The sequence below is a fragment of the Pseudomonas sp. RIT-PI-r genome (assembly GCF_001297015.1).
Lineage (GTDB): Bacteria > Pseudomonadota > Gammaproteobacteria > Pseudomonadales > Pseudomonadaceae > Aquipseudomonas.
Genome location: NZ_LIGE01000012.1, coordinates 60,686 through 86,573, shown reverse-complemented (window position 1 = coordinate 86,573; position 25,888 = coordinate 60,686). Strand labels below are relative to the sequence as shown.

The window sequence follows — 25,888 nt, the reverse complement described above, 5'->3', positions numbered from 1 at the left end:
GGCCCTGGGGTCTGGCTGATGCTGCGCTGATGGCCAAGGAACAGCACGATTTTGACCTGTTCCACGAATGGGACATCACCCCGGAGCAGGCCATCGAGAAGGCGTTGCTCTGTGAAGCGGCGGCATTCGACGCCGACGCGCGGATCAAGAACGCCGACGGCACCACCCTCAGCACCCACCAGGGCTGCCGGGTTTACGGCAACAGTCACGGTTTTATCGGCGGTTATGCGTCGACCCGCCACAGCCTGAGTTGCGTGATGATCGCCGAGGCCGATGGCCAGATGCAGCGCGATTACTGGTATGACGTTAGCCGCCAGGGCACTTTGCTGGCTGATCCGGTCAGCATCGGTCAGCGTGCAGCGCAACGGGCGGCGAGCCGTCTGGGCGCGCGTCCGGTACCGACCTGTGAAGTGCCGGTGCTGTTTTCCGCGGAATTGGCGGGTGGCCTGTTCGGCAGTTTCCTCTCGGCAGTGTCTGGCGGCAGTCTGTATCGCAAGTCGTCGTTCCTTGAAGGCTCCCTGGGGCAGAAACTGTTCCCGGAATGGCTGACCATCGATGAGCGTCCGCACCTGATGCGCGCGATGGGCAGCGCCTCCTACGACGGTGATGGTCTGGCGACGTACGCTAAACCGTTCGTCGAAAAGGGCGAATTGGTCTCCTACATTCTCGGCACCTATTCCGGTCGCAAACTGGGTATGCCGAGCACGGCCAACGCTGGCGGCGTGCATAACCTGTTTGTCACCCACGGCGACGAGGACCAGGCGGCGCTGTTGAAGCGCATGGGCCGTGGCTTGCTGGTCACCGAATTGATGGGCCATGGACTGAACATGGTCACCGGCGATTATTCGCGCGGTGCGGCAGGTTTCTGGGTCGAGAACGGTGAAATCCAGTTCGCGGTGCAGGAAGTCACCATCGCCGGCAACATGCGCGACATGTTCAAGCAGATCGTTGCGGTGGGTAATGACCTGGAACTGCGCAGCAACATTCGCACCGGTTCGGTGTTGATCGAGCGTATGACAGTGGCGGGTAGCTAAGCTCCAACCGTGACAAAAAAGGCGCGCCACCCCATCGGGTGGCGCGCTTTTTTTATTGGCTCCACACAATACCCTGTGGGAGCGAGCCTGCTCGCGAAAGCGATTTAACAGCCGACCGCAGCGGCGACTGACACGACGCCCTCGCGAGCAGGCTCGCTCCCACAATGGAGTCCGTGTAACCGGGACTCTTGTTTTGGTTCTCATTATCATCTAATAATAAATCTCATTATCGGATGAGCCCGAATCATGAGTTCTGCCTTGCACGAGCAGCCCTATCTCGAAAGCTGGCGCTGGATGAGTCGCCAGATCCGTTGCGCGATGGATCCCGACGAGCCGCGCCTGATCGAACATTACCTGGCTGAAGGCCGGTATCTGTCTTGTTGCACCGCGACCTCACCCTGGACGGTCGCCGAAACCTCATTCCGTCTGCTGCTCGACACCGCCACCGACATCGCACTGCCGTGGCACTGGCGCAGCTTCTGTCTCGATCAAGCCTGGCGCCCATTACGTGAAATGGAGCGCCTGTCCCTGTGCAACTGCCGGCTCAAGCGCTGGCAACGCTACACCTGGCAGCTCGCCACCTGCGAACTGCTTCCATCGATTCCTCTCATTGAATTAGTCCAAGGATTTACCGATGACCAAGACACGTATTGAGCGCGACAGCATGGGCGAACTGCAGGTGCCGGTGGACGCTCTCTACGGCGCGCAGACCCAGCGCGCAGTGGATAACTTTCCGATCAGCGGCAAACCGATGCCGACGCAATTCATCCGCGCACTGATCCTCGCCAAGGCCGCTGCCGCGCGCGCCAACGTCGAACTCAACCAGATCAGCGCCGCACAAGGCAAAGCCATCAGCGATGCCGCGCAAGGCCTGCTCGAAGGCGACTTCATGCAACATTTTCCGGTGGATATCTTCCAGACCGGTTCCGGCACCAGTTCCAACATGAACGCCAACGAAGTGATCGCTACGCTGGCCAGCCGGCTGCTCGATGAACCGGTCAATGCCAACGATCATGTCAACTGTGGCCAGAGCAGTAACGACATCATCCCGACCACCATCCACGTCAGCGCTGCGCTGGCCCTGCACGAGCAGTTGCTGCCGGCACTGCTGCACTTGGTGCAAGTGATCGAGGACAAGGCCGGGCAAGTGCATCACCACGTCAAAACCGGTCGCACGCATTTGATGGATGCAATGCCGGTACGCATGAGCCAGGTGCTCAACGGCTGGGCGCAGCAACTCAAGGCCAACATCGGCCATCTGCAGGATTTGCTGCCAAGTCTGCAATCCCTGGCGCAGGGCGGCACTGCAGTCGGCACCGGGATCAATGCGCATCCTGAATTCGCCGCGCGCTTCAGCCGCCAGCTCAGCCAACTGACCGACGTGCAATTCACCCCGGGCAAGGATCTGTTCGCGCTGATCGGTTCGCAGGACACCGCCGTTGCCGTCTCCGGCCAGCTCAAAGCCACCGCCGTGTCGCTGATGAAAATCGCCAACGACCTGCGCTGGATGAACTCCGGCCCGCTCGCAGGCCTCGGTGAAATCGAACTGCAAGCCCTGCAACCGGGCTCGTCGATCATGCCGGGCAAGGTCAATCCGGTGATCCCGGAAGCCACCGCCATGGTCGCCGCGCAGGTCATCGGCAACGATTCGGTGATCACCATTGCTGGCCAGTCGGGCAACTTCGAATTGAACGTGATGCTGCCGATCATCGCGCAGAACCTGTTGAGCAGCATCGAGCTGCTGGCCAATTCCAGCCGTTTGCTCGCTGACAAGGCTATCGCCAGCTTCAAGGTCAATGACTCTCGCTTGAAAGAAGCGTTGTCGCGCAACCCGATTCTGGTTACCGCGCTCAACCCGATCATCGGTTACCAGAAAGCCGCTGAAATCGCCAAGCAGGCCTACAAGGAAGGCCGCGCGGTGATCGACGTTGCCCTGGAACACACTGACCTTTCGCGCAGCCAGCTGGAAGAGTTGCTCAATCCCGAGAAACTCACCGCCGGCGGCGTGTAACCCCCCGCAACCGCTTTGGAGGCTCACCATGGAGCACTGGAAACGCACGATCGAACGGGCCAATCGCTGCTTCATGCTGGGCGAACTGATCGACGCCCGTGAGGCTTACCTGCAAGCCCTGGCCCTGGCGCAAGTGTTGTTCGAGCGCTGGGCGGACGCCGACGAAGCGGTGGCGGCTTGCGTCATCTCCCATCACAACCTGGCGGATCTGCACTTGCGCCTGAACCAGCCGGAGGAGAGCGCCGAATACCTTTGCGCTATCCATCAACGGCTGTTGCAGACCATGCAGGACGAACGCCAGCGTCTGGCATTGCGCGAAGCGGCGCTGCGCCAGAGCAGCAAGACCTACGTCGAGCTGCTGAATTTCATCAGCGAGCACGGCGAATACCCGCGTACCCAGCGCCTGCTGCACCCGGATACCGGCAATGCGCGCCGCGCGCCTGCCCCTCATCACCATGGAGTCCACTGAAATGGCTTTTACCCTGCCTGCCTTGCCTTACGCCTACGACGCACTGGAACCGCACATTGATGCGCAGACCATGGAGATCCACTACACCAAGCATCACCAGACCTACATCAACAACCTCAACGCGGCGGTTGAAGGCACCGAATACGCCGAGTGGCCGGTGGAGAAACTGGTCGCCAGCGTTCAGCAATTGCCGGAAAAACTCCGCGCAGCGGTAATCAACCAGGGCGGTGGACACGCCAACCACTCGTTGTTCTGGGAAGTGATGGTGCCCAACGGTGGCGGCAAACCGGATGGCGCACTGGCCAAGGCCATCGATGAGCATCTGGGTGGCCTCGACAGCTTCAAGGAAGCCTTCACCAAAGCCGCACTGACCCGATTCGGCAGCGGCTGGGCCTGGCTCAGCGTGACCCCCGAGAAGGCGTTGATCGTGGAAAGCAGCGGTAACCAGGACAGCCCGTTGATGAACGGCAACACGCCGATTCTCGGTCTCGACGTCTGGGAGCACGCCTATTACCTGCGTTATCAGAACCGTCGCCCGGAATACATCAACGCGTTCTACAACGTGATCAATTGGCCTGAAGTGGCTGCGCGCTATCAGGCCGCACTGGTTTAAGTCTTCTATAAAAACAATCCAAGGCTGACTATGGGCACTGAAACACTGGCGATCGGAAGTGGGCGTATGTTTCGTTACGCAGTGGGATCGCTATTGCTGTTGGCGGGTATGACTTTGCTGGTCGCCCACGGGCTGCAATGGCTGAATCTCGAACCGAGGCTGTCACGGGCGTTGCAGGGTGGTGCGATCTGTGCCCTTGGCACGGCGCTGGGCGCTGTCCCAGTGTTGGTGATTCGGCGCATGCCTCAGGCACTCAGCGATACGTTACTGGGCTTTGGCGCGGGAGTGATGCTGGCGGCGACTGCATTTTCGCTGATCGTGCCGGGCATCGCCGCCGCCGAAAGCCTTGGTCTGACACCCTGGAGCGCTAGTGGTCTGATCTGCTTCGGCATCATGCTTGGAGCCTTCGGCCTGTATCTGGTCGATCGCAAGGTGTCTGGCGCGTCTGCGGAAATGCTCGTCGGCACCGTCGAGCACCCGGTGATTCCACCGCGCATCTGGTTGTTCGTGTTCGCCATCATTGCTCATAACATCCCTGAAGGCATGGCCGTCGGCGTTTCTGCTGGCGGCGGCATGCCGGACGCCGACAGCCTGGCCATGGGCATCGCTTTGCAGGATGTGCCGGAAGGTCTGGTGATTGCGCTGGTATTGGCCGGGGCCGGGATGTCGCGGGTCAAGGCGTTCCTGATCGGCGCGGCGTCAGGTCTGGTCGAGCCAGTGTTTGCACTGTTGTGTGCGTGGCTGGTCAGCCTGGCGCAGGTGTTGTTGCCATTAGGGCTGGCATTGGCGGCGGGGGCAATGTTGCTGGTGGTGACCCATGAAGTGATTCCCGAGTCGCGACGCAATGGTCATGACAAACTGGCGAGTCTTGGCTTGTTGATCGGGTTCTGTCTGATGATGGTGATGGATACCGCGTTGGGTTGAAGTCGATCAAAAGATCGCAGTCTGCGGCAGCTCCTACAGGGAATGCATTCCTGCGTAGGAGCTACCGCAGGCTGCGAACTCTTTTTTCTGGCGGTCAGCCACCTTCATCGAAGTAGTTGTTGATCAACGCCACCAGCGCATCGAGCGCTTCCTGTTCCTGATGCCCTTCAGTGCTCAAATAAATTTTGGTGCCCTTGCCAGCCGCCAGCATCATCATCGCCATGATGCTTTTGCCGTCGACCGTCGTCTCCGGCGTGCGGCCTACTCTGATCGTGCAATCCGGATACTGACCCGCCACGCCAACGAACTTGGCCGACGCGCGGGCATGCAGGCCCAGTTTGTTGATGATTTCGATTTCCAGAGCAGGCATCGCGGTGTGAATCCTTTAAGTGAGGTCGCGGTGGCGAACCTGGACGTTCTTCAGGGTTTTCTGCAGGGCCTGACCCAGACGTTCGGTCAGGTAGACGGAGCGGTGATGCCCGCCGGTGCAGCCAATGGCAATGGTGACGTAGGCACGGTTGCTCGCGGCAAAGCGCGGTAGCCACTTGTGCAGGTAGGTAAAGATGTCCTGGAACATTTCTTCGACCTCCGGCTGAACCGCCAGATACTCGGCCACTGGTGCATCAAGACCGGATTGCTCGCGCAATTCCGGCTTCCAGTACGGGTTAGGCAGGCAGCGCACGTCAAACACCAGGTCGGCATCGACCGGCATGCCGCGCTTGAAACCGAATGATTCGACCAGAAAGGCGGTGCCCGGCTCCGGTTGATTCAGCAAGCGTAGCTTGAGGGTGTCGCGCAACTGATAAAGGTTCAGATTGGTGGTATTGATTTTCAGGTCGGCGAGATCGGCAATCGGGCCGAGCAGAGCGGTTTCGTCGTGGATCGCTTCGGCCAGTGAGCGATTGGCATTGCTCAAGGGGTGGCGGCGGCGAGTCTCGGAAAAACGCTTGAGCAGGGTTTCCTCGTCGGCATCCAGATACAGGACATCGCACTGAATATGCTTGCTTCGGGCATCTTCAAGCAGTTCGGGAAAACGCGACAGATGACTTGGCAGGTTACGCGCATCGATCGACACCGCCACCAGCGGTTGCGCCAGTTCGGTGTGGATCAGGGCGCGCTCTGCCAATTCTGGCAGCAATCCCGCCGGCAGGTTGTCGATGCAGTAGTAACCGTTGTCCTCGAGAACATCCAGTGCGGTGCTTTTACCCGAGCCGGAACGGCCACTGACGATGATCAAACGCATGATTACTGCCCGCTTTGCTCGTCCAGGACAACCTGATACAAGGCTTCGTTTGTCTGGGCGCTGCGCAGTCTGTCGCGCACTTCCTTGCGATCCAGCATGCTGGCGATCTGACGGAGCAACTCCAGGTGCGCATCGGTCGCAGCTTCGGGCACCAGCAATACGAACAGCAGGTCAACCGGAGCGCCATCGATGGCGTCGAAATCGATAGGGGCTTCAAGGTGCATCAGCGCGCTGACCGGCGCTTCACAGCCCTTGAGGCGACAGTGTGGAATGGCGATGCCGTTGCCAAAACCGGTAGAACCGAGTTTTTCACGGGCAATCAACGCCTCGAAGACATCTTGCATCGCCAGATCCGGCACTTCGCGATGGATCAGGTTGGCAATCTGTTCGAGGGCTTTTTTCTTGCTGCCGCCCGGCGCGTTCACTTGGGAACGGCCGGGGGTCAGGATGGTTTCAAGTCGGATCATGGGTTAGGGATGTTAACGACCGGTCGCGCCCTGAAGGAGGCTCTGGGTCTTTTCCTTATGCTTTTTGAGTTGGCGATCCAGCTTGTCGGTCAGTGAGTCGATCGCAGCATACATGTCGGTATCTTCTGCGTTGGCGACCACTTCGCTGCCGGGTATATGCAAGGTGGCTTCGATTTTCTGCTTCAGCTTTTCGACGCACATCGTGACTTGCACGTTGGTGATCTTGTCGAAATGGCGCTCCAGTCGTTGGAGTTTTTCCTCGATGTAGGAACGCAGAGGTTGGGTCACTTCCAGTTGGTGTCCACTGATGTTGACTTGCATACAGCTTCTCCTTCGTTGCCAGTGCATAAAGCGGCAGGCGGGATAGCCTGCCACTGGAACGCTGTAACGTGGCTTACATCAACCGCTTGCGTTCGCTCGAAGGCGCGATCCCGAGAGATTCGCGGTACTTGGCGACGGTGCGGCGAGCCACCTGAATGCCTTGTGCCTCCAGTAAACCAGCGATCTTGCTGTCACTCAACGGCTTTTTCTGATTTTCCGCTGCAACCAGTTTTTTGATGATCGCGCGGATCGCCGTGGACGAGCATTCCCCGCCCTCGGAGGTGCTGACGTGGCTGGAGAAAAAGTATTTCAGTTCATAAATACCGCGCGGGGTATGCATGAATTTCTGTGTGGTCACCCGGGAAATCGTCGACTCGTGCATGCCGACCGCTTCGGCGATGTCATGCAGGACCAGCGGTTTCATGGCTTCGTCGCCGTACTCGAGAAAACCGCGCTGATGCTCGACGATCTGGGTGGCAACTTTCATCAGGGTTTCGTTGCGGCTCTGCAGGCTCTTGATGAACCAGCGGGCTTCCTGCAACTGATTGCGCATGAAAGTGTTGTCGGCACTGGTGTCGGCGCGGCGCACGAAACCGGCGTACTGCGCGTTGACCCGCAGGCGCGGCACCGACTCCTGATTCAACTCGACCAGCCAGCGTTCGTTGTCCTTGCGCACGATGACGTCGGGGACGACGTATTCGGCTTCGCTGGACTCGATCTGCGAGCCAGGGCGTGGATTGAGGCTCTGGACCAGTTCGATAACCTGACGCAGCTCATCTTCCTTGAGCTTCATGCGGCGCATCAGCTGGCTGTAGTCGCGGCTGCCGAGCAGGTCGATGTAGTCGCTGACCAGGCGTTTGGCTTCTGCCAGCCACGGGGTCTTGGCAGACAACTGGCGCAATTGCAGCAGCAGGCATTCGCCGAGGTTGCGTGCACCGATACCGGCCGGTTCAAACTGCTGGATGCGGTGCAGTACGGCTTCGATCTCGTCCAGTTCAATGTCCAGTTCCGGGTCGAAAGCTTCGAGAATTTCTTCGAGGGTTTCGTCCAGGTAGCCCTGATTATTGATGCAATCGATCAGGGTCACAGCGATCAGTCGATCGGTGTCGGACATGGGGGCCAGGTTCAATTGCCACAGCAGATGGCTTTGCAGGCTTTCGCCAGCGGAGGTGCGGGTGGTGAAATCCCATTCGTCGTCATCGCTGCTGGGCAGGCTGCTGGCGCTGGTCTGGTAGACGTCTTCCCAGGCCGTGTCGACCGGAAGCTCATTGGGAATGCGTTCGTTCCATTCGCCGTCCTCGAGGTTATCTACCGTCGGGGCCGTTTCCTGATAGGAGGGTTCCTGGATTTCGGTGTTGGGCTTCTGCTCGACGTTGTCGGCCATCGGATCGGAATTGTCGAAGTCGTCGCCTTCTTCCTGGCGTTCGAGCATCGGATTGGATTCCAGAGCCTCCTGGATTTCCTGTTGCAGATCCAGGGTCGACAATTGGAGCAGACGGATGGCCTGTTGCAGCTGCGGTGTCATCGTCAGCTGCTGGCCCATTCTCAAGACTAGCGATGGTTTCATGGCAGGGGCTTAACACCTTATTCGCCGGCGCTATGCGCCATCCACTACAGGGCGCCGGAGCGCCAAACTTAAGCAAATTATATGCCTGAAACTGAAGTGTTTGCCTAGAGCGCTGTAACAATAAAAACATAGAAAACTTTATTGACGCATCGCTCAAGCGAGCGCTGAAGACCTTAGAGGCGAGGTGCTTGCCTGGAGCGCTGTAACAATCAAAGCGTATAAAAAGGCTGCTTCATCGATACAGCGCCCTCGCAGCTCACCGGGGCACCAGCATGCTTACAGACGGAATTCGTGACCCAGGTAGACTTCCTTGACCAGATCGTTGGCCAGGATGGTTTCTGCGTCACCTTCGGCGATCAACTGACCGTCGTTGACGATGTAAGCGGTTTCGCAGATATCCAGCGTCTCACGCACGTTGTGGTCGGTGATCAACACGCCGATGCCCTTGGCCTTGAGATGGTGGATGATCTGCTTGATGTCGCCGACCGAAATCGGGTCGACACCGGCGAACGGTTCGTCGAGCAGGATGAATTTCGGTGCAGTCGCCAGTGCACGGGCGATTTCCACCCGGCGGCGCTCACCACCGGACAGGCTCATGCCGAGGTTGTCGCGGATGTGGCTGATGTGGAATTCCTGCAGCAGGCTTTCCAGCTCCTTGCGACGACCGGCTTTGTCGAGTTCCTGACGGGTCTCGAGGATGGCCATGATGTTGTCGGCCACCGACAGTTTGCGGAAGATCGACGCTTCTTGCGGCAGATAGCCGATACCGGCCTTGGCACGACCGTGCATTGGCTGGTGGCTGACGTCCAGGTCATCGATCAGCACGCGGCCCTGATCTGCCTGCACCAGGCCGACGATCATGTAGAAGCACGTGGTCTTGCCGGCGCCGTTGGGGCCAAGCAGGCCGACGATCTGGCCGCTGTCGATCGACAGGCTGACGTCACGCACGACCTGGCGGCTTTTGTAGGCCTTGGCCAGGTGCTGAGCTTTCAGAGTTGCCATTACTGGGTTTTCTCGTCGGTTTTCTTCTTCGGCTGGATCACCATGTCGATACGCGGACGCGCTTCGGTGACCTTGCTACCGGTAGCGCGACCGGCGCTGGCCAGTTTCTTCACGGTGTCATAGACGATTTTCTCGCCCTGAGTCGTGTTGTTGTCCTTGTCGACAACCTTGGCCTTGTCGATCAGCACGACGCGGTTTTGCGCGGCATGATACTGGATCGTCACGCCCCAGCCTTGAACAGGCTTGGTATCGCCAGCGGTCTGCAGTTGTTCGAAGTAGGCGAGGTTGCCGACCGAAGTCACCACGTCGATATCACCGGTCGGGGTGCGCGTGATGGTCACGGTATTGCCGGTAACCTTCATCGAGCCCTGGGTGATGATCACGTCACCTTTATAGGTGGCAACGCCATTCTTGTCGTCCAGTTGGGCATCGTCGGCCTGAATGCGGATTGGCTGCTCTTGATCGTTCGGCAGAGCCCAGGCGCTCACGCTTCCCAGTGCTGCGCCCAGACTGAGCAAAATAGGGAGGGTTTTAACGAGCCTCATACTGTCCTCTTACGTTCGATAGCAGGTGTATCCTGCTTTCCTTCAGGTACGCTTTCATTCCAACGCCAGTTGATACACCGCCAGCGCCGTCGATTCTAACGGGTTGCTCGGTCTGCGCATATTGCTGCTGCGGGAACACTGTCATGCGGGTGGAAGTGATCAGCGTGTCGCGCTTCTTTTCATCGGTGCGTTTGACGCGTACGGAGTCGATCAATTCGACTTCGGTGCCGCCCGAGTTCACTTCGCCACGCTCACTGGTCACGTGCCACGGAAAATCGGTGCCGCGGTACATGTTCAGGTCGGGTTTGGTGACCAGGGTGATGTCGGTCGCCTTGACGTGCTCGGCCTTGTCGGAGGTCATTTCGTATTGCACTTTACCGTCCGGCAGGTATTGCAGGGTATGCGTGTTGGTCGCGTACCAGTCGATCGGGGTGTCCACGGACGAGACCGGAGGCTTGTCGAGGAAGCGCTCCGGGCTGATGTTCCAGTAGCCTACCGCTGCGAACAACGCAGCAATGCCGCCGAACAGCAGGAAGTTGCGAAATTTTTTGCTAAACATGGTTTGGCTCACAGGTACGCGGCGTTGGCCGCATCGAGGCGGCCCTGGGCGCGCAGGATCAATTCACAGAATTCGCGTGCAGCACCTTCGCCACCACGGGCGCAAGTAACGCCGTGGGCGTGTTCGCGGACGAAATCGGCAGCGTTGGCAACAGCCATGCCCAAGCCTACGCGGCGGATCACCGGCAGGTCGGGCAGGTCGTCACCGAGGTAGGCGACCTGTTCATAGCTTAGGCCCAGTTGCTCGAGAAGACCGTCGAGAACCACCAATTTGTCTTCACGCCCCTGAAACAGGTGCGGGATGCCGAGATTTTTTGCGCGCCGTTCGACCACCGGAGTCTTGCGACCGCTGATGATGGCGGTCTCCACGCCGGCGTTCATCAACATTTTGATGCCTTGGCCGTCGAGGGTGTTGAAGGTTTTGAATTCGCTGCCGTCTTCAAGGAAGTACAGGCGCCCGTCGGTGAGGACGCCGTCAACGTCGAAAACCGCCAGTTTGATCGCTTTGCCGCGTTGCAGCAGATCGGTGCTCATTTACATGACTCCTGCGCGCAGCAGATCGGAGAGGTTGAAGGCGCCAATCGGGCGATCTTCTTCGTCGACGACTACCAATGCGTTGATTCGATGGTCTTCCATGATTTTCAGGGCCTCGGCGGCGAGCATCTCGGGCCGGGCGGTCTTGCCGTGCGCGGTCATCACCTGGTCGATGGTGGCGCTGCGGATGTCGATGCTGCGATCCAGCGTGCGGCGCAAATCGCCGTCGGTGAAGATCCCGGCGAGCTTGCCATCGGCTTCGAGAATGGCGGTCATGCCCAGACCTTTACGGGTCATTTCCATCAGTGCGTCCTTGAGCAGCGTACCGCGTTGTACTTGCGGCAGCTCCTGGCCGGCGTGCATGACGTTCTCCACTTTCAGCAGCAGGCGACGGCCCAGTGCGCCACCCGGATGAGAAAAGGCGAAATCTTCGGCAGTGAAACCGCGCGCTTCGAGCAACGCTACGGCGAGCGCATCACCCATCACCAGTGCCGCTGTCGTCGATGAGGTCGGTGCCAGGTTCAGCGGGCAGGCTTCATGCTCGACGTGAACGTTGAGGTTGACTTCGGCAGCCTTGGCCAGCGGCGATTGCGGGTTGCCGGTGACGCTGATCAGCTGGATGCCCAGTCGTTTGATCAGCGGCAGCAGGGTGACGATTTCGTTGGTCGAGCCTGAGTTCGACAGGGCCAGAATCACGTCGTCGCGGGTAATCATGCCCATGTCGCCGTGACTGGCTTCGGCTGGATGTACGAAAAAAGCCGGAGTGCCAGTGCTGGCAAGCGTCGCGGCAATCTTGTTGCCGACATGCCCGGATTTCCCCATGCCGACTACGACCACACGGCCCTTGCTGGCCAGAATCATCTCGCAAGCGCGTACGAAATCGGCGTCGATATGGGGCAACAAGCCTTGTACGGCTTCCACTTCGAGGCGAATGGTGCGTTGTGCCGATTGAATCAGGTCGCTGGATTGGCTCATGTCAGAAATCGTATAGCCCGATGAAAAGGCGGCGATTATAGCGGTTATGTTGCAAAGCCTCACGCAAGTTCGTCGTGCTTTGTCATTCCTCGTTACCAAAACCCTGAAAAAGCCGCTCCAACCCTGTCAGATCGCCGAACACAGGCCGGCACAGACCTTGGGCGCTTGGCCTTTGCAGTGATATAGTTCGCCGCCAGTTCGGCCTGCCCGGAGGGTATGTGCTTTCTCAGGAAAGCCAGGCGTCCGAGTGAGAGGCTGCATCGCAAGGAGTTTAGATGAGTGCCGATAACGCCTACGCGGTCGAGCTGAAGGGAGTCTCCTTCAAGCGCGGTGCGCGGAGCATTTTCAATAACGTCGATATTCGCATCCCGCGCGGCAAGGTCACCGGCATCATGGGACCTTCCGGGTGTGGCAAGACCACGCTGCTGCGGTTGATGGGCGCACAGTTGCGCCCAACCAGCGGCGAAGTCTGGGTCAACGGCCAGAACCTGCCGAAGCTGTCGCGCAGCGATCTGTTCGATGCGCGCAAGCATATGGGCGTGCTGTTCCAGAGCGGCGCGCTGTTCACCGACCTCGATGTTTTCGAGAACGTCGCTTTTCCCCTGCGCGTTCATACCGAATTGCCGGAAGAAATGATCCGCGACATCGTCCTGCTCAAATTGCAGGCGGTCGGTCTGCGTGGCGCTATCGAGCTGATGCCCGACGAGCTGTCCGGCGGCATGAAGCGTCGCGTCGCGCTGGCCCGGGCGATTGCGCTCGACCCGCAGATTCTCATGTACGACGAACCGTTCGTCGGCCAGGACCCGATCGCCATGGGCGTGCTGGTGCGCCTCATCCGTCTGCTCAATGATGCGCTGGGGATCACCAGTATCGTGGTTTCCCACGATCTGGCCGAAACCGCGAGCATTGCCGACTACATCTATGTAGTGGGTGATGGTCAGGTACTGGGGCAGGGCACGCCGGATGAATTGATGAACTCGGACGAGCCGCGTATCCGTCAGTTCATGAGCGGCGATCCCGATGGCCCGGTGCCGTACCATTTTCCAGCGACGGATTACCGCGCAGATCTTCTGGGGAAGCGCTGATGCGCAGAATTTCATTGATAGAACGCGTACGCCGGTTCGGCGAGTCGGCGATCGACGCCGTCGCGGTGTTCGGTCGCGCGACGCTGTTCCTGTTCCACGCACTGCTCGGTCGTGGCGGGATCAGCGGCGGCTTCGGTCTGCTGGTCAAACAGTTGCATTCGGTCGGCGTCATGTCGCTGGTGATCATCGTCGTTTCCGGCATTTTCATCGGCATGGTCCTGGCGCTGCAGGGGTTCAGCATTCTCTCCAGCTACGGTTCGGAGCAGGCGGTGGGGCAGATGGTTGCCTTGACCCTGCTGCGTGAGCTCGGCCCGGTGGTGACCGCGCTGTTGTTTGCCGGACGTGCCGGCTCGGCATTGACCGCAGAAATCGGCAACATGAAATCCACCGAGCAGCTTTCCAGTCTGGAAATGATCGGTGTCGACCCGCTCAAGTACATCATTGCGCCGCGGCTTTGGGCGGGCTTCATTTCCCTGCCGGTGCTGGCGATGATTTTCAGCGTGGTGGGCATCTGGGGCGGTTCGTGGGTGGCTGTCGACTGGCTGGGCGTGTATGAAGGTTCCTACTGGGCGAACATGCAGAACAGCGTGAACTTCACCAGTGATGTGCTCAACGGTGTCATCAAAAGTATCGTTTTCGCCTTTGTCGTGACCTGGATCGCCGTATTTCAAGGCTATGACTGTGAGCCCACTTCCGAGGGGATCAGTCGTGCCACTACCAAGACCGTGGTGTTCGCCTCGCTGGCAGTACTCGGCCTGGACTTTATTCTGACCGCTTTGATGTTTGGAGATTTCTGATGCAAAACCGCACCCTGGAAATCGGTGTCGGCCTGTTCCTGCTGGCAGGGATCCTGGCTTTGTTGCTGCTTGCGTTGCGGGTCAGTGGCCTGTCTCCGACGTCGACCACCGACACCTATAAATTGTATGCCTACTTCGACAATATCGCCGGTTTGACGGTCAGAGCCAAAGTGACCATGGCCGGTGTGACCATTGGCAAGGTCACGGCGATCGATCTGGATCGCGACAGCTTCACCGGTCGGGTCACCCTGCAAGTGGATAAAAAGGTCGACAACCTGCCGACCGATTCCACAGCGTCTATCCTGACCGCGGGTCTGCTGGGCGAGAAGTACATCGGTATCAGCGTTGGCGGTGAAGACAAACCGCTGACGGATGGCGGAACCATCCACGACACGCAGTCGTCTCTGGTACTGGAAGACCTGATCGGTAAATTCCTGCTCAATACCGTTAGCAAAGACGCCAAATGAGGAGCTTTTGAATGATCTCTATCTTGCGACGCAGCCTGTTGGTGCTGTTGGCAGCCTTGCCGTTGATGGGTAACGCCGTGGCGGCTGCGACTTCGGCACACGATCTGGTGCAGGACACAACCAACCGGTTGCTGACCGACCTGGCTGCCAACAAAGAGAAATACAAGCAGGATCCGACTGATTTCTACGCCGCGCTCAACAGCATCGTCGGGCCGGTGGTGGATGCCGAAGGCATTTCCAAAAGCATCATGACGGTCAAATACTCGCGCAAGGCCACCCCTGCGCAGATGCAGACCTTCCAGGAAAACTTCAAGAAAGGACTGTTCCAGTTCTACGGCAACGCCTTGCTCGAGTACAACAACCAGGGCATCACCGTAGATCCGGCGAAGGACGAGTCGGGCGATCGCACCAGCGTCAACATGACCGTCAAGGGCAGCAACGGCGCGATCTACCCTGTGCAGTACACGCTGGAGAAGATCAACGGCGAGTGGAAGCTGCGCAACGTGATCATCAACGGCATCAACATCGGCAAGCTGTTCCGTGACCAGTTCGCCGACGCGATGCAGCGCAATGGCAACGATCTGGACAAGACCATCAATGGTTGGGCCGGTGAAGTGGCGAAGGCCAAGGAATCTACCGAAAAGAACCCAGCACAATGAGTGAGGCCGCCGTTCGTATGAGTGATGTCGATGAGCTTCTGCTCAGTGGAGTGCTGGATTACCGCACCGGCCCTGACTTGCGCAAGGAAGGCCAGGCGCTGATCAAGTCCAGCAAGGCCTCATCGCTGGTCATCGATTGCTCGGCGGTGAAGAAATCCAGCAGCGTCGGCTTGTCGTTGCTGCTGTGCTTCATGCGTGATGCCCAGGCAGCCGGCAAGGCCGTGAGCATCCGCGCGATGCCCGAAGACATGCGCGAAATCGCCCAGGTCAGTGAACTGACCGAGCTGTTGGCGCACCCCTGAACCCGCATCTATAAAGAAGCCCCCCGTCAGAGTCCTGCCATGCGGGGTTCGCAGGCGCGGGGCTTTTTTGTATGATGTCCGACCCGTGCGCACAGGGCGCCGATTGAGGTTGAGCATGCAGGCCGTAGAAGTGAAGAGCTTCCTTGAAGGAAAGCTGCCCGGAACGTTGGTAGAAGTTGAGGGCGAAGGCTGCAATTTCCAGCTGAACGTGATTAGCGATGAACTGGCGGCGTTGAGCCCGGTGAAGCGCCAGCAGCAGGTCTATGCCCATTTGAACCCGTGGATCACCGATGGCAGCATCCACGCGGTCACTATGAAATTTTTCAGCAGCGCGGCCTGGGCCGAGCGCACCTGAGCCTAAGGGCGTCGAGATTCTTATGGATAAATTGATTATTACCGGTGGCGCTCGTCTTGATGGCGAAATCCGCATTTCCGGCGCAAAAAACTCCGCCCTGCCGATCCTGGCCGCCACCCTGCTGTGCGATGGCCCGGTGACCGTTGGCAACTTGCCGCACCTGCACGACATCACCACCATGATCGAGCTGTTCGGTCGTATGGGCATTGAGCCGGTGATCGACGAGAAACTCAGCGTCGAAATCGACCCGCGCACCATCAAGACCCTGATCGCCCCGTACGAACTGGTGAAAACCATGCGTGCGTCGATCCTGGTACTGGGCCCGATGGTTGCCCGTTTCGGTGAAGCCGAAGTGGCACTGCCTGGCGGTTGCGCCATCGGTTCGCGTCCGGTCGACCTGCACATCCGTGGTCTTGAAGCCATGGGCGCGGTGATCGACGTCGAAGGCGGCTACATCAAGGCCAAGGCGCCTGAAGGCGGCCTGCGCGGTGCGCACTTCTTCTTCGATACCGTCAGTGTGACCGGTACCGAGAACATCATGATGGCTGCGGCTCTGGCCAAAGGCCGCAGCGTGCTGCAGAACGCCGCCCGCGAGCCTGAAGTGGTTGACCTGGCGAACTTCCTCAACGCCATGGGCGCCAAGGTTTCCGGCGCTGGCACCGACACCATCACCATCGATGGCGTCGAGCGTCTGGGTTCGGCTTTCTACAAGGTCATGCCTGACCGTATCGAAACCGGCACCTACCTGGTGGCTGCTGCCGTGACCGGTGGTCGCGTCAAGGTCAAGGACACCGATCCGACCATCCTTGAAGCCGTTCTGGAAAAACTCCGTGAAGCCGGCGCAGAAATCACCTGCGGTGAGGACTGGATCGAGCTGAACATGCACGGCAAGCGTCCGAAAGCAGTCAACGTGCGCACTGCGCCGTATCCTGCATTCCCGACTGACATGCAAGCGCAGTTCATTTCGCTCAACGCCATTGCCGAAGGCACTGGTGCGGTGATCGAGACGATCTTCGAAAACCGTTTCATGCACGTGTACGAACTGCACCGCATGGGCGCCAAGATCCAGGTCGAAGGCAACACGGCCATCGTCACCGGTACTGAAGTCCTCAAGGGCGCGCCAGTGATGGCCACCGACCTGCGTGCTTCGGCCAGCCTGGTGATCTCGGCACTGGTTGCTGAAGGCGACACGCTGATCGACCGCATCTACCACATCGACCGTGGTTACGAGTGCATCGAAGAAAAACTGCAGATGCTGGGCGCCAAGATCCGTCGCGTTCCGGGCTGATTGCTGGATTGGGACACAGGGACGTGTCCACTGAGTTTAAGAGTCGAGCCGGTTTCCGGCTCGATGTGTGTCCGGCGCCGATTGCGACCGGACATGAGTACCTTGATAAGGACTGACGTTTCCCATGTTGACCATCGCACTGTCCAAGGGCCGCATCCTTGACGACACCCTGCCGCTTCTCGCCGAAGCGGGCATCGTGCCGACCGAGAATCCGGACAAGAGCCGCAAGCTGATCATCCCCACGACCCAGGACGACGTTCGTCTGCTGATCGTGCGCGCTACCGATGTGCCGACTTATGTCGAGCATGGCGCGGCCGATTTGGGCGTTGCCGGTAAAGACGTGCTGATGGAATACACCGGCCAGGGTCTTTACGAACCACTGGATCTGCAGATTGCCCAGTGCAAACTGATGACCGCCGGCAAGATCGGCGCGCCGGAGCCCAAGGGCCGTCTGCGCGTAGCGACCAAGTTCGTCAACGTTGCCAAGCGCTACTACGCCGAGCAAGGCCGTCAGGTCGACATCATCAAGCTGTACGGCTCGATGGAGCTGGCGCCACTGATCGGTCTGGCTGACAAGATCATCGACGTGGTCGACACCGGCAACACCTTGCGCGCCAACGGCCTGGAACCTCAGGAACTGATCGCCACGATCAGCTCGCGCCTGGTGGTCAACAAGGCTTCGATGAAAATGCAACATGCCCGAATCCAGGCGTTGATCGATACCCTGCGCAACGCAGTGGAATCGCGACACCGCGGCTGATTTACCTGCGCGACCCCAGGTCGCGCCGTCTATCCGCCTCATAGCCAGAATTCTCAGGTGCCTAAGCGGATCGAATGATAGTTTCGGGCGCCTGAGTTTTTTGCCATTCCTATGAGGCTCTCGCTATGACCGCAACGACTGCAATTCGCCGACTCAACGCTGCTGACCCGGATTTCGCGCATCATCTGGATCATCTGCTGAGCTGGGAAAGTGTGTCTGACGATTCGGTCAATCAGCGGGTGCTGGACATCATCAAAGCTGTGCGCGAGCGTGGTGACGCAGCGCTGGTCGAGTTCACCCAGAAATTCGACGGCCTCGAAGTGGCCTCGATGGCTGACCTGATCCTGCCGCGTGAACGTCTCGAGCTGGCCCTGACGCGCATCACCGTGCCACAGCGCGAAGCACTGGAAAAAGCCGCCGCCCGCGTGCGCAGCTACCACGAAAAACAGAAGCAGGATTCGTGGAGCTACACCGAGGCTGACGGCACCGTGCTCGGCCAGAAGGTCACGCCACTGGATCGCGCCGGTCTGTACGTGCCGGGTGGCAAGGCGTCGTACCCGTCGTCGGTGTTGATGAACGCAATTCCGGCCAAGGTCGCCGGTGTGACCGAAGTGGTCATGGTCGTGCCGACCCCGCGCGGTGAAATCAACGAACTGGTGCTGGCGGCCGCTTGCATCGCTGGCGTTGACCGCGTCTTCACCATCGGCGGTGCGCAAGCCGTCGCTGCGTTGGCCTACGGCACCGAAAGCGTGCCGAAAGTCGACAAGGTCGTTGGCCCGGGCAACATCTATGTCGCCACCGCCAAGCGCCACGTGTTCGGTCAGGTCGGCATCGACATGATCGCCGGCCCTTCGGAAATCCTCGTGGTGTGCGACGGCCAGACCGATCCAGACTGGATCGCCATGGACCTGTTCTCGCAAGCCGAGCACGACGAAGATGCGCAGGCGATTCTGGTCAGTCCGGACGCCGAGTTCCTCGACAAGGTTGCCGCCAGCATCGACAAACTGCTGCCGACCATGGATCGCGCGACCATCATCGAAACTTCGATCAATGGCCGTGGTGCACTGATTCACGTGAAGGACATGGCGCAAGCCATCGAAGTCGCCAACCGCATCGCTCCGGAGCACTTGGAATTGTCGGTTGCCGACCCACAGGCCTGGCTGCCGCAGATCCGCCACGCCGGCGCGATCTTCATGGGCCGTCACACATCGGAAGCGCTGGGCGATTACTGCGCAGGCCCGAACCACGTATTGCCGACTTCCGGCACTGCGCGGTTTTCGTCGCCGCTGGGCGTGTATGACTTCCAGAAACGTTCGTCGATCATCTTTTGCTCCGAGGCAGGTGCTTCCGAGCTGGGTAAAACGGCATCGGTACTGGCCCGTGGCGAATCGCTGAGCGCCCACGCGCGCAGCGCCGAGTACCGCATCAAAGACGCAGACTTTCTAAAAGGGCAGGGGAACTGAGCGATGAGCAAATTCTGGAGCCCGTTCGTTAAAGATCTGGTGCCGTACGTGCCGGGCGAACAGCCGAAGCTGACCAAACTGGTCAAGCTCAACACCAACGAAAACCCGTACGGCCCGTCGCCAAAAGCCTTGGCGGCGATGCAGGTCGAACTGAATGACAACCTGCGCCTGTACCCGGACCCGAACAGCGATCTGCTGAAAACTGCGGTCGCCAACTACTACGGCGTGCAGAGCAATCAAGTGTTCCTCGGCAACGGTTCGGACGAAGTGCTCGCGCACATTTTCCACGGTTTGCTGCAACACGATCAGCCGCTGTTGTTCCCGGACATCAGCTACAGCTTCTATCCGGTTTACTGCGGTCTGTACGGCATCGAGTTCGACGCGGTGCCGCTGGACGCGCAGTTCCAGATCGACCCGGCCGACTACGCCAAGCCGAACGGCGGGATCATTTTTCCCAACCCGAACGCACCGACTGGTTGCCTGCTGGCGCTGGAAGCGGTCGAGCAAATCCTCAAGGCCAGCCCTGATTCGGTGGTTGTGGTGGATGAAGCTTACATCGACTTCGGCGGCGAGACGGCGATCAGTCTGGTGGACCGTTATCCGAACCTGCTGGTAACGCAGACCCTTTCCAAATCGCGCTCGCTGGCTGGCTTGCGCGTTGGTCTGGCGGTCGGGCATCCGGATCTGATCGAGGCGCTGGAGCGGATCAAGAACAGCTTCAACTCGTATCCGCTGGATCGTCTGGCGATTGTTGGTGCGGCAGCGGCCTTCGAGGATCGCGAGTATTTCGCCAATACGTGCCGACTGGTGATCGAGAGCCGTGAGTGGGTGATCGCGCAGTTGCAGGCCAAGGGTTTTGAAGTGCTGCCGTCGGCGGCGAACTTCATTTTCGCCCGGCATCCGCAACACGACGCCGCAGGGCTGGCGGCCAAGCTGCGTGAGCAGGGCGTGATCGTGCGGCACTTCAAGCAGGAGCGGATTGCGCAGTTTTTGCGGATTTCGATTGGCACGCCGGAGCAGAATCAGGCGCTGATCGATGGGCTTGGCGACCTCTAAAGGCAAGAGCCCCTCACCCTAGCCCTCTCCCAGAGGGAGAGGGGACTGACCGAGGCGCACTTTATAGATACACCGACTTGAGATATCGAGTCGAACTCTGGTTTGAAGAGCAAACAAATCTGCCCCCTTTCCCCCTCGCCCCCCTGGGGGAGAGGGTTGGGGTGAGGGGGTAATTTTCGGATTCAACAAATATCTCGAGTACACCACTTATTCGTGATGCGGTTCGCCAAGGAATGTCAGCGAACTGAACAACCCACGACTATCCACATCAGCGCTGCCTTTCACTGGCACCTCAACCTGCGCCGCAATCACATTCAACCCTTCATTCCTCACCAACACTTGGGCGCGGCCGTCCTTGTCAGTCTCGGTGCTCAACGTGTTCGGCGCACTGCGATAGTCGCCAATCAACTTCACCCCGGCCGCCGGTTTGCCATCGAGCAACACCCGCACCGGCAATGACTTGCCCGGCCCAACCGTCAGCGGATCAACCTCCGGCAGAATCAGCAACTTGATCTGATCAAGCTTGGGTAACTTCGCCCCCGGCTGATAAATCGCCAGACTGTATTTAAACGTCTCGGTTGCCTCGACAGCGCCCGGCACTTTGCTGCGACCTTCGTTGACCCACTTTTTGTCGGTGGTTTGCGACCACATGCCGTTATTCAGCGCCACGGCCATCACCGCAGGCGCCTTCAAAGGTTTCAAACGCGCGTGATCCGCCAGACGCTCGACGCTGACCGGAATCATCTTGCCGCCCGCGTCATAAGCCCACGCGCCGCTGATTTTCTGTGCCTTGAACGCGTTGTCTTCAGCGCCATGGCCGTAGACCACTTCGATGTTGCCGCGCCGTTGTTCTGTCCACAGGCCATGGGCCGAGACTTCGCCTGCGAACAGCGCAGCGATCAGCACAAAGGTTTTGCCGTATTGCATGGTGACGTCCTTTTACAGGTTGAGTGTCAGGCTGACGGTGAAATTGCGCGGCTCGCCGGGATTGACCCAGTAGTTGCTGTAGGAGCGCTCGTAATACTTTTCGTCGAAGAGGTTGTTCAGGTTCAGACCGACCGTGACGTTATCGCTGGCCTTGTAATGCGCCAGCAGGTCGACGGTGTGATAGGCCGGCAATTGGAAGTCGCTGCCGGATTCACCCGAGCGGTCGCCGACATATGTGAACGCGGCGCCGACATCCGAGCCGCGCAAATGCCCATCCTGAAACTCATAAACCCCGAGCAGGCTGCCGCTGCGCTTGGCCACGCCGAGGATGCGGCTGCCGGTGGGAATTACCGCGTCGCCTTGGGTCACTTCGGCGTCGATCCAGGCAAAGGCGCCGATGATCCGCACGGCTTCGGTGACTTGCCCGGTGACTTGCCAATCGAAACCGCGACTGCGCGCCTTGCCCATCGCGCGGCTGGTGTCGGTGCCAGGGTCGAGGGCGAGGACGTTTTCCTTGTCGATGTGGAAGAAGGCGAGGGTGCTGCTCAGGCGCTCGTCGAACAGTTCGTTCTTGATCCCGACTTCGTAGCCGACGCCTTCTTCTGGGTCGAAGGATTTGCCGGAGGCGTCGAGGCCGTTGTTCGGTTTGAACGAGGTCGAGGCGTTGGCGAACAGGCCGGTGTTCGGCGTCAGTTGGTAGAGCAGGCCGGCGCGCTGGGTGAGGGCAGCGTGACGCTGGTTGCTCGTGGCGTTGCGGCTGTGATCGTCGATGTGCTGATCGAAATGCTCGAAGCGTGCGCCGATCATCCCGCGCAGTTTGTCGGTGAAGACGATCTGATCCTGCAGGTTCAGCGCATGGCTTTCGACGTGTTCGAACGTATCCGTGCCCGAGCGGGCGCCGTTGGGTTTTGGCTGGCCGTAGATCGGTTTGTAGATGTCGATGGCGTAGGGGCCGCCGGCAATGGTGGTGACACGTTCGTTCTTGCGGAAGTTTTCGTACTCGGTGCCGATCAGCAGTTCGTGCTGCCACGGACCGAGGTCGAACAGACCGCGCAGCTCCAGTTGGGTGATGCTGTCATGCCAGTTGGTATCACGCTCGCGATAGCGGCGGTTGACGGTGTGGCCATCGGCGTTCAACGGACGGGATTCAGAGGCGTCGCCCCAGAGTTTGCCTTCCTTGTAGTGACTGGCCAGGCGCAGTTTCCAGCTGTCATTGAGGTGATGTTCGAGCGTGGCCTGCAGCAGATTGTTGTGGTTATCGATGTTGCCGTCGTTGGGTTCGCCGAGGAAGGTCGAGCGCGAGACGCCGCTCCATTTGTTGTTCGGTGCGACGATGCCGCGATCGAAGGTCGAGCTGTGGCGGACGATTTCGCTTTCCACCAGCAACGAGGTGTCCGGGTTCAGTTGCCAACTGATCGAAGGCGCAACGAATACGCGCTGGCTGTCGACGTGGTCGCGGAAGCTGTTGTTGTCTTCGACCGCGAGGTTGATGCGCGAGAGCACATTGCCGTGATCATCCAGCGGCGTGTTGACGTCCAGCGCGGTGCGATAGCGGTCCCAACTGCCGGCGCTGGTTTGCAACGTGGTGAAGGCTTCGGGCTGCGGTTTCTTGGTGACGATGTTCACTGTGCCGCCGGGATCGCCGCGGCCGTACAGACTGGCGGCGGGGCCTTTAAGCACTTCGATGCGCTCGATATTGGCTGCATCCGGCGTGCTCGGATAACCCCGGTTGGCGCTGAAACCGTCCTTGTAGAACTCCGAGGTGGTGAAGCCGCGCACGCTGTATTCGTAAAGGGTCAGGCCGCCGAAGTTGTTCTGCTTCGATACACCGCCGGCAAAATCCAGCGCGCGTTCGACGCTGGTGCTGCCCAGATCCTTGAGCACGCTGGCGGGCACCACGCTGATTGCCTGCGGGATATCGCGGATCGCCGTGTCGGTTTTGGTCGCGCTGGACGAGCGCGTAGCGCGATAGCCTTTGACCGGGCCAGTCGGCGATTCGTAGTCGGAGATGACGCTGATGGCGTCGAGTTCGAGGGGTTTTGATTCTTCGGCGAAGGCTGGATCGACCAGCAAGCCAAGGCTCATACCGAGCAGGGAGGCCTTTGTTCGAGACGACATGTTATGTTGTTCCAATTCTTAGAATTGAAACAATATAACATGCCTTTTGAGAATGTCTTTTATTCGCGCATCTGGCGCGAGAAAAGTTTTACTCTTCTTTTTCTTTCACCGGCGCCGGTGGCGGACGCAGGCCGATTTCAGCCGTGAGCTTCAGCTCTTTGCCGTTGCGCATCACCTGAATGGTCACTTTGTCCGTCGGTTTGATGCGCGCCACCTGGTTCATCGAACGACGACCATCGCCGGCCGGCTCGCCATCAATGCTCAGAATCACATCACCCAATTGCAGGCCAGCTTTCTGCGCCGGGCCATCACGGAAGATCCCCGCAACGACAATCCCCGGACGTCCGGACAGACCAAACGACTCGGCCAGCTCTTGCGTCAGCGGCTGCACTTCAATGCCCAGCCAGCCGCGAATCACCTGACCGTGCTCGATGATCGACTTCATCACTTCCATCGCCAGTTTCACCGGGATCGCAAAGCCAATGCCCTGCGAACCGCCGGACTTGGAGAAGATCGCCGTGTTGATGCCAGTAAGGTTGCCGTTGGCATCGACCAGCGCGCCGCCGGAGTTGCCTGGGTTGATCGCCGCGTCGGTCTGGATGAAGTCTTCGTAGTTATTCAGGCCCAGTTGGTTGCGGCCGGTGGCGCTGATGATACCCATGGTCACCGTCTGGCCGACGCCGAACGGGTTGCCGATGGCCAGCGCGACGTCGCCGATGCGAATGTTGTCGGAGCGGCCGACGGTGATCGCCGGCAGGGTTTTCAGGTCGATCTTCAGAACCGCAAGGTCAGTTTCCGGATCGCTGCCGATGACGCGGGCAAGGGTCTCGCGACCGTCTTTCAGGGCCACGACAATCTGATCAGCGCCGCTGGTCACGTGGTTGTTGGTGAGGATGTAGCCTTCCGGGCTCATGATCACGCCGGAGCCGAGGCTCGATTCCATGCGTTTCTGCTTCGGCGAGTTGTCCCCGAAGAAACGGCGGAACTGCGGATCCTCAAACAACGGATGCGCCGGTTTGTTGATGACTTTGGTGGTGTACAGGTTGACCACCGAGGGCGCCGCGATGGTCACCGCATCGGCATAGGACACCGGGCCCTGCTGCACGCTGGTGGTTTGCGGGGCCTGTTGCAGGTTGACGTCGAGGCTCGGCAGCCCGACCCACTGCGGGTAACGCTGAATAATCAACAGAGCGATAAGCACGCCGGCCAACAGCGGCCAGCCCATAAAACGCAGCGCCTTGAACATTAAGCACGTCCTGGAAGAGTTGCAGGCGGGGTCAGACCGCCCATAATGTCGCGCATTATACGAGGCCGCGCGTGCCTCTGAACGGGATATTTAGGAGTCTTTCATGGCCGTTGCCCTCAGCACCCTCGTCGAAGAAGCCGACCGTTACCTTGGCAGTGCGAAAATTGCCGATTATTGCCCGAATGGATTGCAGGTCGAAGGCCGTCCGCAGGTGATGCGCATTGTCAGCGGCGTCACCGCCAGCCAGGCGTTGCTCGATGCAGCCGTCGAGGCCGAGGCCGATCTGGTGCTGGTGCATCACGGTTATTTCTGGAAGGGCGAAAACCCGTGCATCACCGGCATGAAGCAGCGTCGACTGAAGACCCTGCTCAAGCACGACATCAGTCTGCTCGCGTACCACCTGCCGCTGGATTTGCATCCAGATGTCGGCAATAACGTGCAGCTTGCTCGCCAACTGGACATCACCGTCGAAGGACCACTGGATCCGGATAACCTGAAAATCGTCGGCCTTGTCGGTTCGCTCAAGGAACCGATGACCGCCCGCGATTTCGCCCGCAAGGTGCAGGAAGTCATGGGGCGCGAGCCGCTGCTGATTGAAGGCAATCCGATGATCCGTCGAGTCGGCTGGTGCACTGGCGGCGGCCAAGGCTACATCGATCAAGCCGTCGCCGCAGGCGTCGATCTGTATTTGAGCGGTGAAGCGTCCGAGCAGACTTTCCACAGCGCGCGCGAGAACGACATCAGTTTCATCGCCGCCGGCCACCACGCCACCGAACGCTACGGCGTGCAGGCGCTGGGCGATTACCTGGCAAAACGCTTCGCCGTCGAACACATCTTCATCGACTGCCCCAACCCGATCTGAATCCACCGCATTTCCCCTGTAGGAGTGAGCCTGCTCGCGATAGCTTTGTCACATTCAAGATAGCGGTGACTGACACACCGCTATCGCGAGCAGGCTCACTCCTACAGGGGTGGACGGCCGAACTGGCAGGCATATTCATATACCCTTTCGATCTAGTTGGCGTCCTGATTAGAAGAGGTCGCTGTGCTAGGATTCCTCGCTCGAACACGGCCCGCTGGCCGTTCATAAGAAAGCTTTCGT

General features: G+C 59.4%; 30 protein-coding genes. 17 read left to right on the top strand and 13 right to left on the bottom strand.

Features of this window, described 5'->3' with window-relative positions:
• From pmbA to AK821_RS02675, 6 genes are all read left to right on the top strand, one after another.
• The coding region (pmbA, locus tag AK821_RS02700; RefSeq protein ID WP_064388014.1) for a metalloprotease PmbA at window positions 1-1,034 on the top strand (1,034 nt) is incomplete at its 5' end.
• Between the two features lie 246 nt (window positions 1,035-1,280).
• Complete coding sequence (locus AK821_RS02695) at window positions 1,281-1,688, top strand: hypothetical protein (protein WP_064388012.1); 408 nt, start codon at window positions 1,281-1,283, stop codon at window positions 1,686-1,688.
• A complete protein-coding gene (locus AK821_RS02690) occupies window positions 1,669-3,045 on the top strand; it encodes a class II fumarate hydratase (protein ID WP_064388011.1) in 1,377 nt (458 codons plus the stop codon). Before AK821_RS02695 ends, AK821_RS02690 begins: the two co-directional genes overlap by 20 nt.
• A gap of 28 nt (window positions 3,046-3,073) precedes the next feature.
• On the top strand, window positions 3,074-3,514 hold the full coding sequence (locus AK821_RS02685; RefSeq protein WP_016984162.1) for a hypothetical protein: 441 nt from the start codon (window positions 3,074-3,076) through the stop codon (window positions 3,512-3,514).
• A gap of 1 nt (window position 3,515) precedes the next feature.
• A complete protein-coding gene (locus AK821_RS02680; protein ID WP_064388010.1) occupies window positions 3,516-4,127 on the top strand; it encodes a superoxide dismutase in 612 nt (203 codons plus the stop codon).
• A gap of 30 nt (window positions 4,128-4,157) precedes the next feature.
• Window positions 4,158-5,051, top strand: a complete 894-nt coding sequence (locus AK821_RS02675) for a ZIP family metal transporter (RefSeq protein ID WP_064388009.1) — start codon at window positions 4,158-4,160, stop codon at window positions 5,049-5,051.
• 94 nt (window positions 5,052-5,145) lie between these two features.
• On the opposite strand, the gene AK821_RS02670 is transcribed toward AK821_RS02675, so the two are convergent.
• From AK821_RS02670 to AK821_RS02625, 10 genes are all read right to left on the bottom strand, one after another.
• On the bottom strand, window positions 5,146-5,421 hold the full coding sequence (locus AK821_RS02670) for an HPr family phosphocarrier protein (RefSeq protein ID WP_008085079.1): 276 nt from the start codon (window positions 5,419-5,421) through the stop codon (window positions 5,146-5,148).
• 15 nt (window positions 5,422-5,436) lie between these two features.
• Complete coding sequence (rapZ, locus tag AK821_RS02665; RefSeq protein WP_064388008.1) at window positions 5,437-6,294, bottom strand: RNase adapter RapZ; 858 nt, start codon at window positions 6,292-6,294, stop codon at window positions 5,437-5,439.
• Between the two features lie 2 nt (window positions 6,295-6,296).
• The gene (gene ptsN, locus AK821_RS02660; RefSeq protein ID WP_064388007.1) at window positions 6,297-6,761 is read right to left on the bottom strand and encodes a PTS IIA-like nitrogen regulatory protein PtsN; all 465 of its coding nucleotides are present in this window, start codon (window positions 6,759-6,761) and stop codon (window positions 6,297-6,299) included.
• A gap of 12 nt (window positions 6,762-6,773) precedes the next feature.
• Window positions 6,774-7,082: a ribosome hibernation-promoting factor, HPF/YfiA family gene (gene hpf, locus AK821_RS02655; protein ID WP_007912419.1), complete on the bottom strand. Its 309-nt coding sequence runs from the start codon at window positions 7,080-7,082 to the stop codon at window positions 6,774-6,776.
• A gap of 73 nt (window positions 7,083-7,155) precedes the next feature.
• Entirely contained in the window at window positions 7,156-8,649 is a 1,494-nt protein-coding gene (locus tag AK821_RS02650; RefSeq protein WP_064388006.1) for an RNA polymerase factor sigma-54, read from the bottom strand.
• Between the two features lie 276 nt (window positions 8,650-8,925).
• Window positions 8,926-9,651, bottom strand: a complete 726-nt coding sequence (lptB, locus tag AK821_RS02645) for an LPS export ABC transporter ATP-binding protein (protein WP_008085069.1) — start codon at window positions 9,649-9,651, stop codon at window positions 8,926-8,928.
• Window positions 9,651-10,196 (bottom strand): lipopolysaccharide transport periplasmic protein LptA, encoded by a 546-nt coding sequence (gene lptA, locus AK821_RS02640; RefSeq protein WP_064388005.1) that lies wholly within the window; start codon window positions 10,194-10,196, stop codon window positions 9,651-9,653. The genes lptB and lptA overlap by 1 nt, the downstream gene beginning before the upstream one ends.
• Window positions 10,183-10,755 carry an LPS export ABC transporter periplasmic protein LptC gene (lptC, locus tag AK821_RS02635; RefSeq protein WP_064388004.1) on the bottom strand — a complete coding sequence of 191 codons (573 nt, stop codon included), beginning with the start codon at window positions 10,753-10,755 and terminating at the stop codon, window positions 10,183-10,185. Before lptC ends, lptA begins: the two co-directional genes overlap by 14 nt.
• Before the next feature lie 8 nt (window positions 10,756-10,763).
• Complete coding sequence (locus AK821_RS02630; RefSeq protein WP_064388003.1) at window positions 10,764-11,288, bottom strand: KdsC family phosphatase; 525 nt, start codon at window positions 11,286-11,288, stop codon at window positions 10,764-10,766.
• Window positions 11,289-12,263, bottom strand: a complete 975-nt coding sequence (locus tag AK821_RS02625; protein ID WP_064388002.1) for a KpsF/GutQ family sugar-phosphate isomerase — start codon at window positions 12,261-12,263, stop codon at window positions 11,289-11,291.
• A gap of 275 nt (window positions 12,264-12,538) precedes the next feature.
• Here AK821_RS02625 and AK821_RS02620 point away from each other — a divergent pair, with 275 nt between their 5' ends.
• From AK821_RS02620 to hisC, 10 genes are all read left to right on the top strand, one after another.
• Window positions 12,539-13,348, top strand: a complete 810-nt coding sequence (locus AK821_RS02620) for an ATP-binding cassette domain-containing protein (RefSeq protein ID WP_064388001.1) — start codon at window positions 12,539-12,541, stop codon at window positions 13,346-13,348.
• Window positions 13,348-14,145: a lipid asymmetry maintenance ABC transporter permease subunit MlaE gene (mlaE, locus tag AK821_RS02615; RefSeq protein WP_064119368.1), complete on the top strand. Its 798-nt coding sequence runs from the start codon at window positions 13,348-13,350 to the stop codon at window positions 14,143-14,145. Before AK821_RS02620 ends, mlaE begins: the two co-directional genes overlap by 1 nt.
• Window positions 14,145-14,612 (top strand): outer membrane lipid asymmetry maintenance protein MlaD, encoded by a 468-nt coding sequence (gene mlaD, locus AK821_RS02610; protein WP_053117111.1) that lies wholly within the window; start codon window positions 14,145-14,147, stop codon window positions 14,610-14,612. Before mlaE ends, mlaD begins: the two co-directional genes overlap by 1 nt.
• 11 nt (window positions 14,613-14,623) lie before the next feature.
• On the top strand, window positions 14,624-15,271 hold the full coding sequence (locus AK821_RS02605; RefSeq protein ID WP_064388000.1) for an MlaC/ttg2D family ABC transporter substrate-binding protein: 648 nt from the start codon (window positions 14,624-14,626) through the stop codon (window positions 15,269-15,271).
• Window positions 15,268-15,573: an STAS domain-containing protein gene (locus AK821_RS02600; RefSeq protein ID WP_064387999.1), complete on the top strand. Its 306-nt coding sequence runs from the start codon at window positions 15,268-15,270 to the stop codon at window positions 15,571-15,573. The genes AK821_RS02605 and AK821_RS02600 overlap by 4 nt, the downstream gene beginning before the upstream one ends.
• Before the next feature lie 115 nt (window positions 15,574-15,688).
• Window positions 15,689-15,928, top strand: a complete 240-nt coding sequence (locus tag AK821_RS02595; protein ID WP_008085051.1) for a BolA family protein — start codon at window positions 15,689-15,691, stop codon at window positions 15,926-15,928.
• A 22-nt stretch (window positions 15,929-15,950) separates the two neighbouring features.
• Window positions 15,951-17,216: a UDP-N-acetylglucosamine 1-carboxyvinyltransferase gene (gene murA / locus AK821_RS02590; RefSeq protein WP_007912385.1), complete on the top strand. Its 1,266-nt coding sequence runs from the start codon at window positions 15,951-15,953 to the stop codon at window positions 17,214-17,216.
• 124 nt (window positions 17,217-17,340) lie between these two features.
• Entirely contained in the window at window positions 17,341-17,976 is a 636-nt protein-coding gene (gene hisG / locus AK821_RS02585; protein WP_007912384.1) for an ATP phosphoribosyltransferase, read from the top strand.
• Window positions 17,977-18,101: 125 nt separating this feature from the next.
• Window positions 18,102-19,439 (top strand): histidinol dehydrogenase, encoded by a 1,338-nt coding sequence (hisD, locus tag AK821_RS02580; protein WP_064387998.1) that lies wholly within the window; start codon window positions 18,102-18,104, stop codon window positions 19,437-19,439.
• Between the two features lie 3 nt (window positions 19,440-19,442).
• Window positions 19,443-20,495, top strand: coding sequence for a histidinol-phosphate transaminase (gene hisC / locus AK821_RS02575; RefSeq protein WP_064387997.1), 1,053 nt, complete (start codon window positions 19,443-19,445; stop codon window positions 20,493-20,495).
• Between the two features lie 207 nt (window positions 20,496-20,702).
• Here hisC and AK821_RS02570 read toward each other — a convergent pair whose 3' ends face one another.
• The 3 genes from AK821_RS02570 to algW form a co-directional block, all read right to left on the bottom strand.
• The gene (locus AK821_RS02570; protein ID WP_064387996.1) at window positions 20,703-21,422 is read right to left on the bottom strand and encodes a DUF4198 domain-containing protein; all 720 of its coding nucleotides are present in this window, start codon (window positions 21,420-21,422) and stop codon (window positions 20,703-20,705) included.
• Window positions 21,423-21,434: 12 nt separating this feature from the next.
• Window positions 21,435-23,540, bottom strand: a complete 2,106-nt coding sequence (locus AK821_RS02565) for a TonB-dependent siderophore receptor (protein WP_064387995.1) — start codon at window positions 23,538-23,540, stop codon at window positions 21,435-21,437.
• An 88-nt stretch (window positions 23,541-23,628) separates the two neighbouring features.
• On the bottom strand, window positions 23,629-24,786 hold the full coding sequence (gene algW, locus AK821_RS02560; RefSeq protein ID WP_064387994.1) for a Do family serine endopeptidase AlgW: 1,158 nt from the start codon (window positions 24,784-24,786) through the stop codon (window positions 23,629-23,631).
• 103 nt (window positions 24,787-24,889) lie between these two features.
• Here algW and AK821_RS02555 point away from each other — a divergent pair, with 103 nt between their 5' ends.
• Complete coding sequence (locus AK821_RS02555) at window positions 24,890-25,648, top strand: Nif3-like dinuclear metal center hexameric protein (RefSeq protein WP_038357546.1); 759 nt, start codon at window positions 24,890-24,892, stop codon at window positions 25,646-25,648.
• Window positions 25,649-25,888 lie beyond the last annotated feature (240 nt).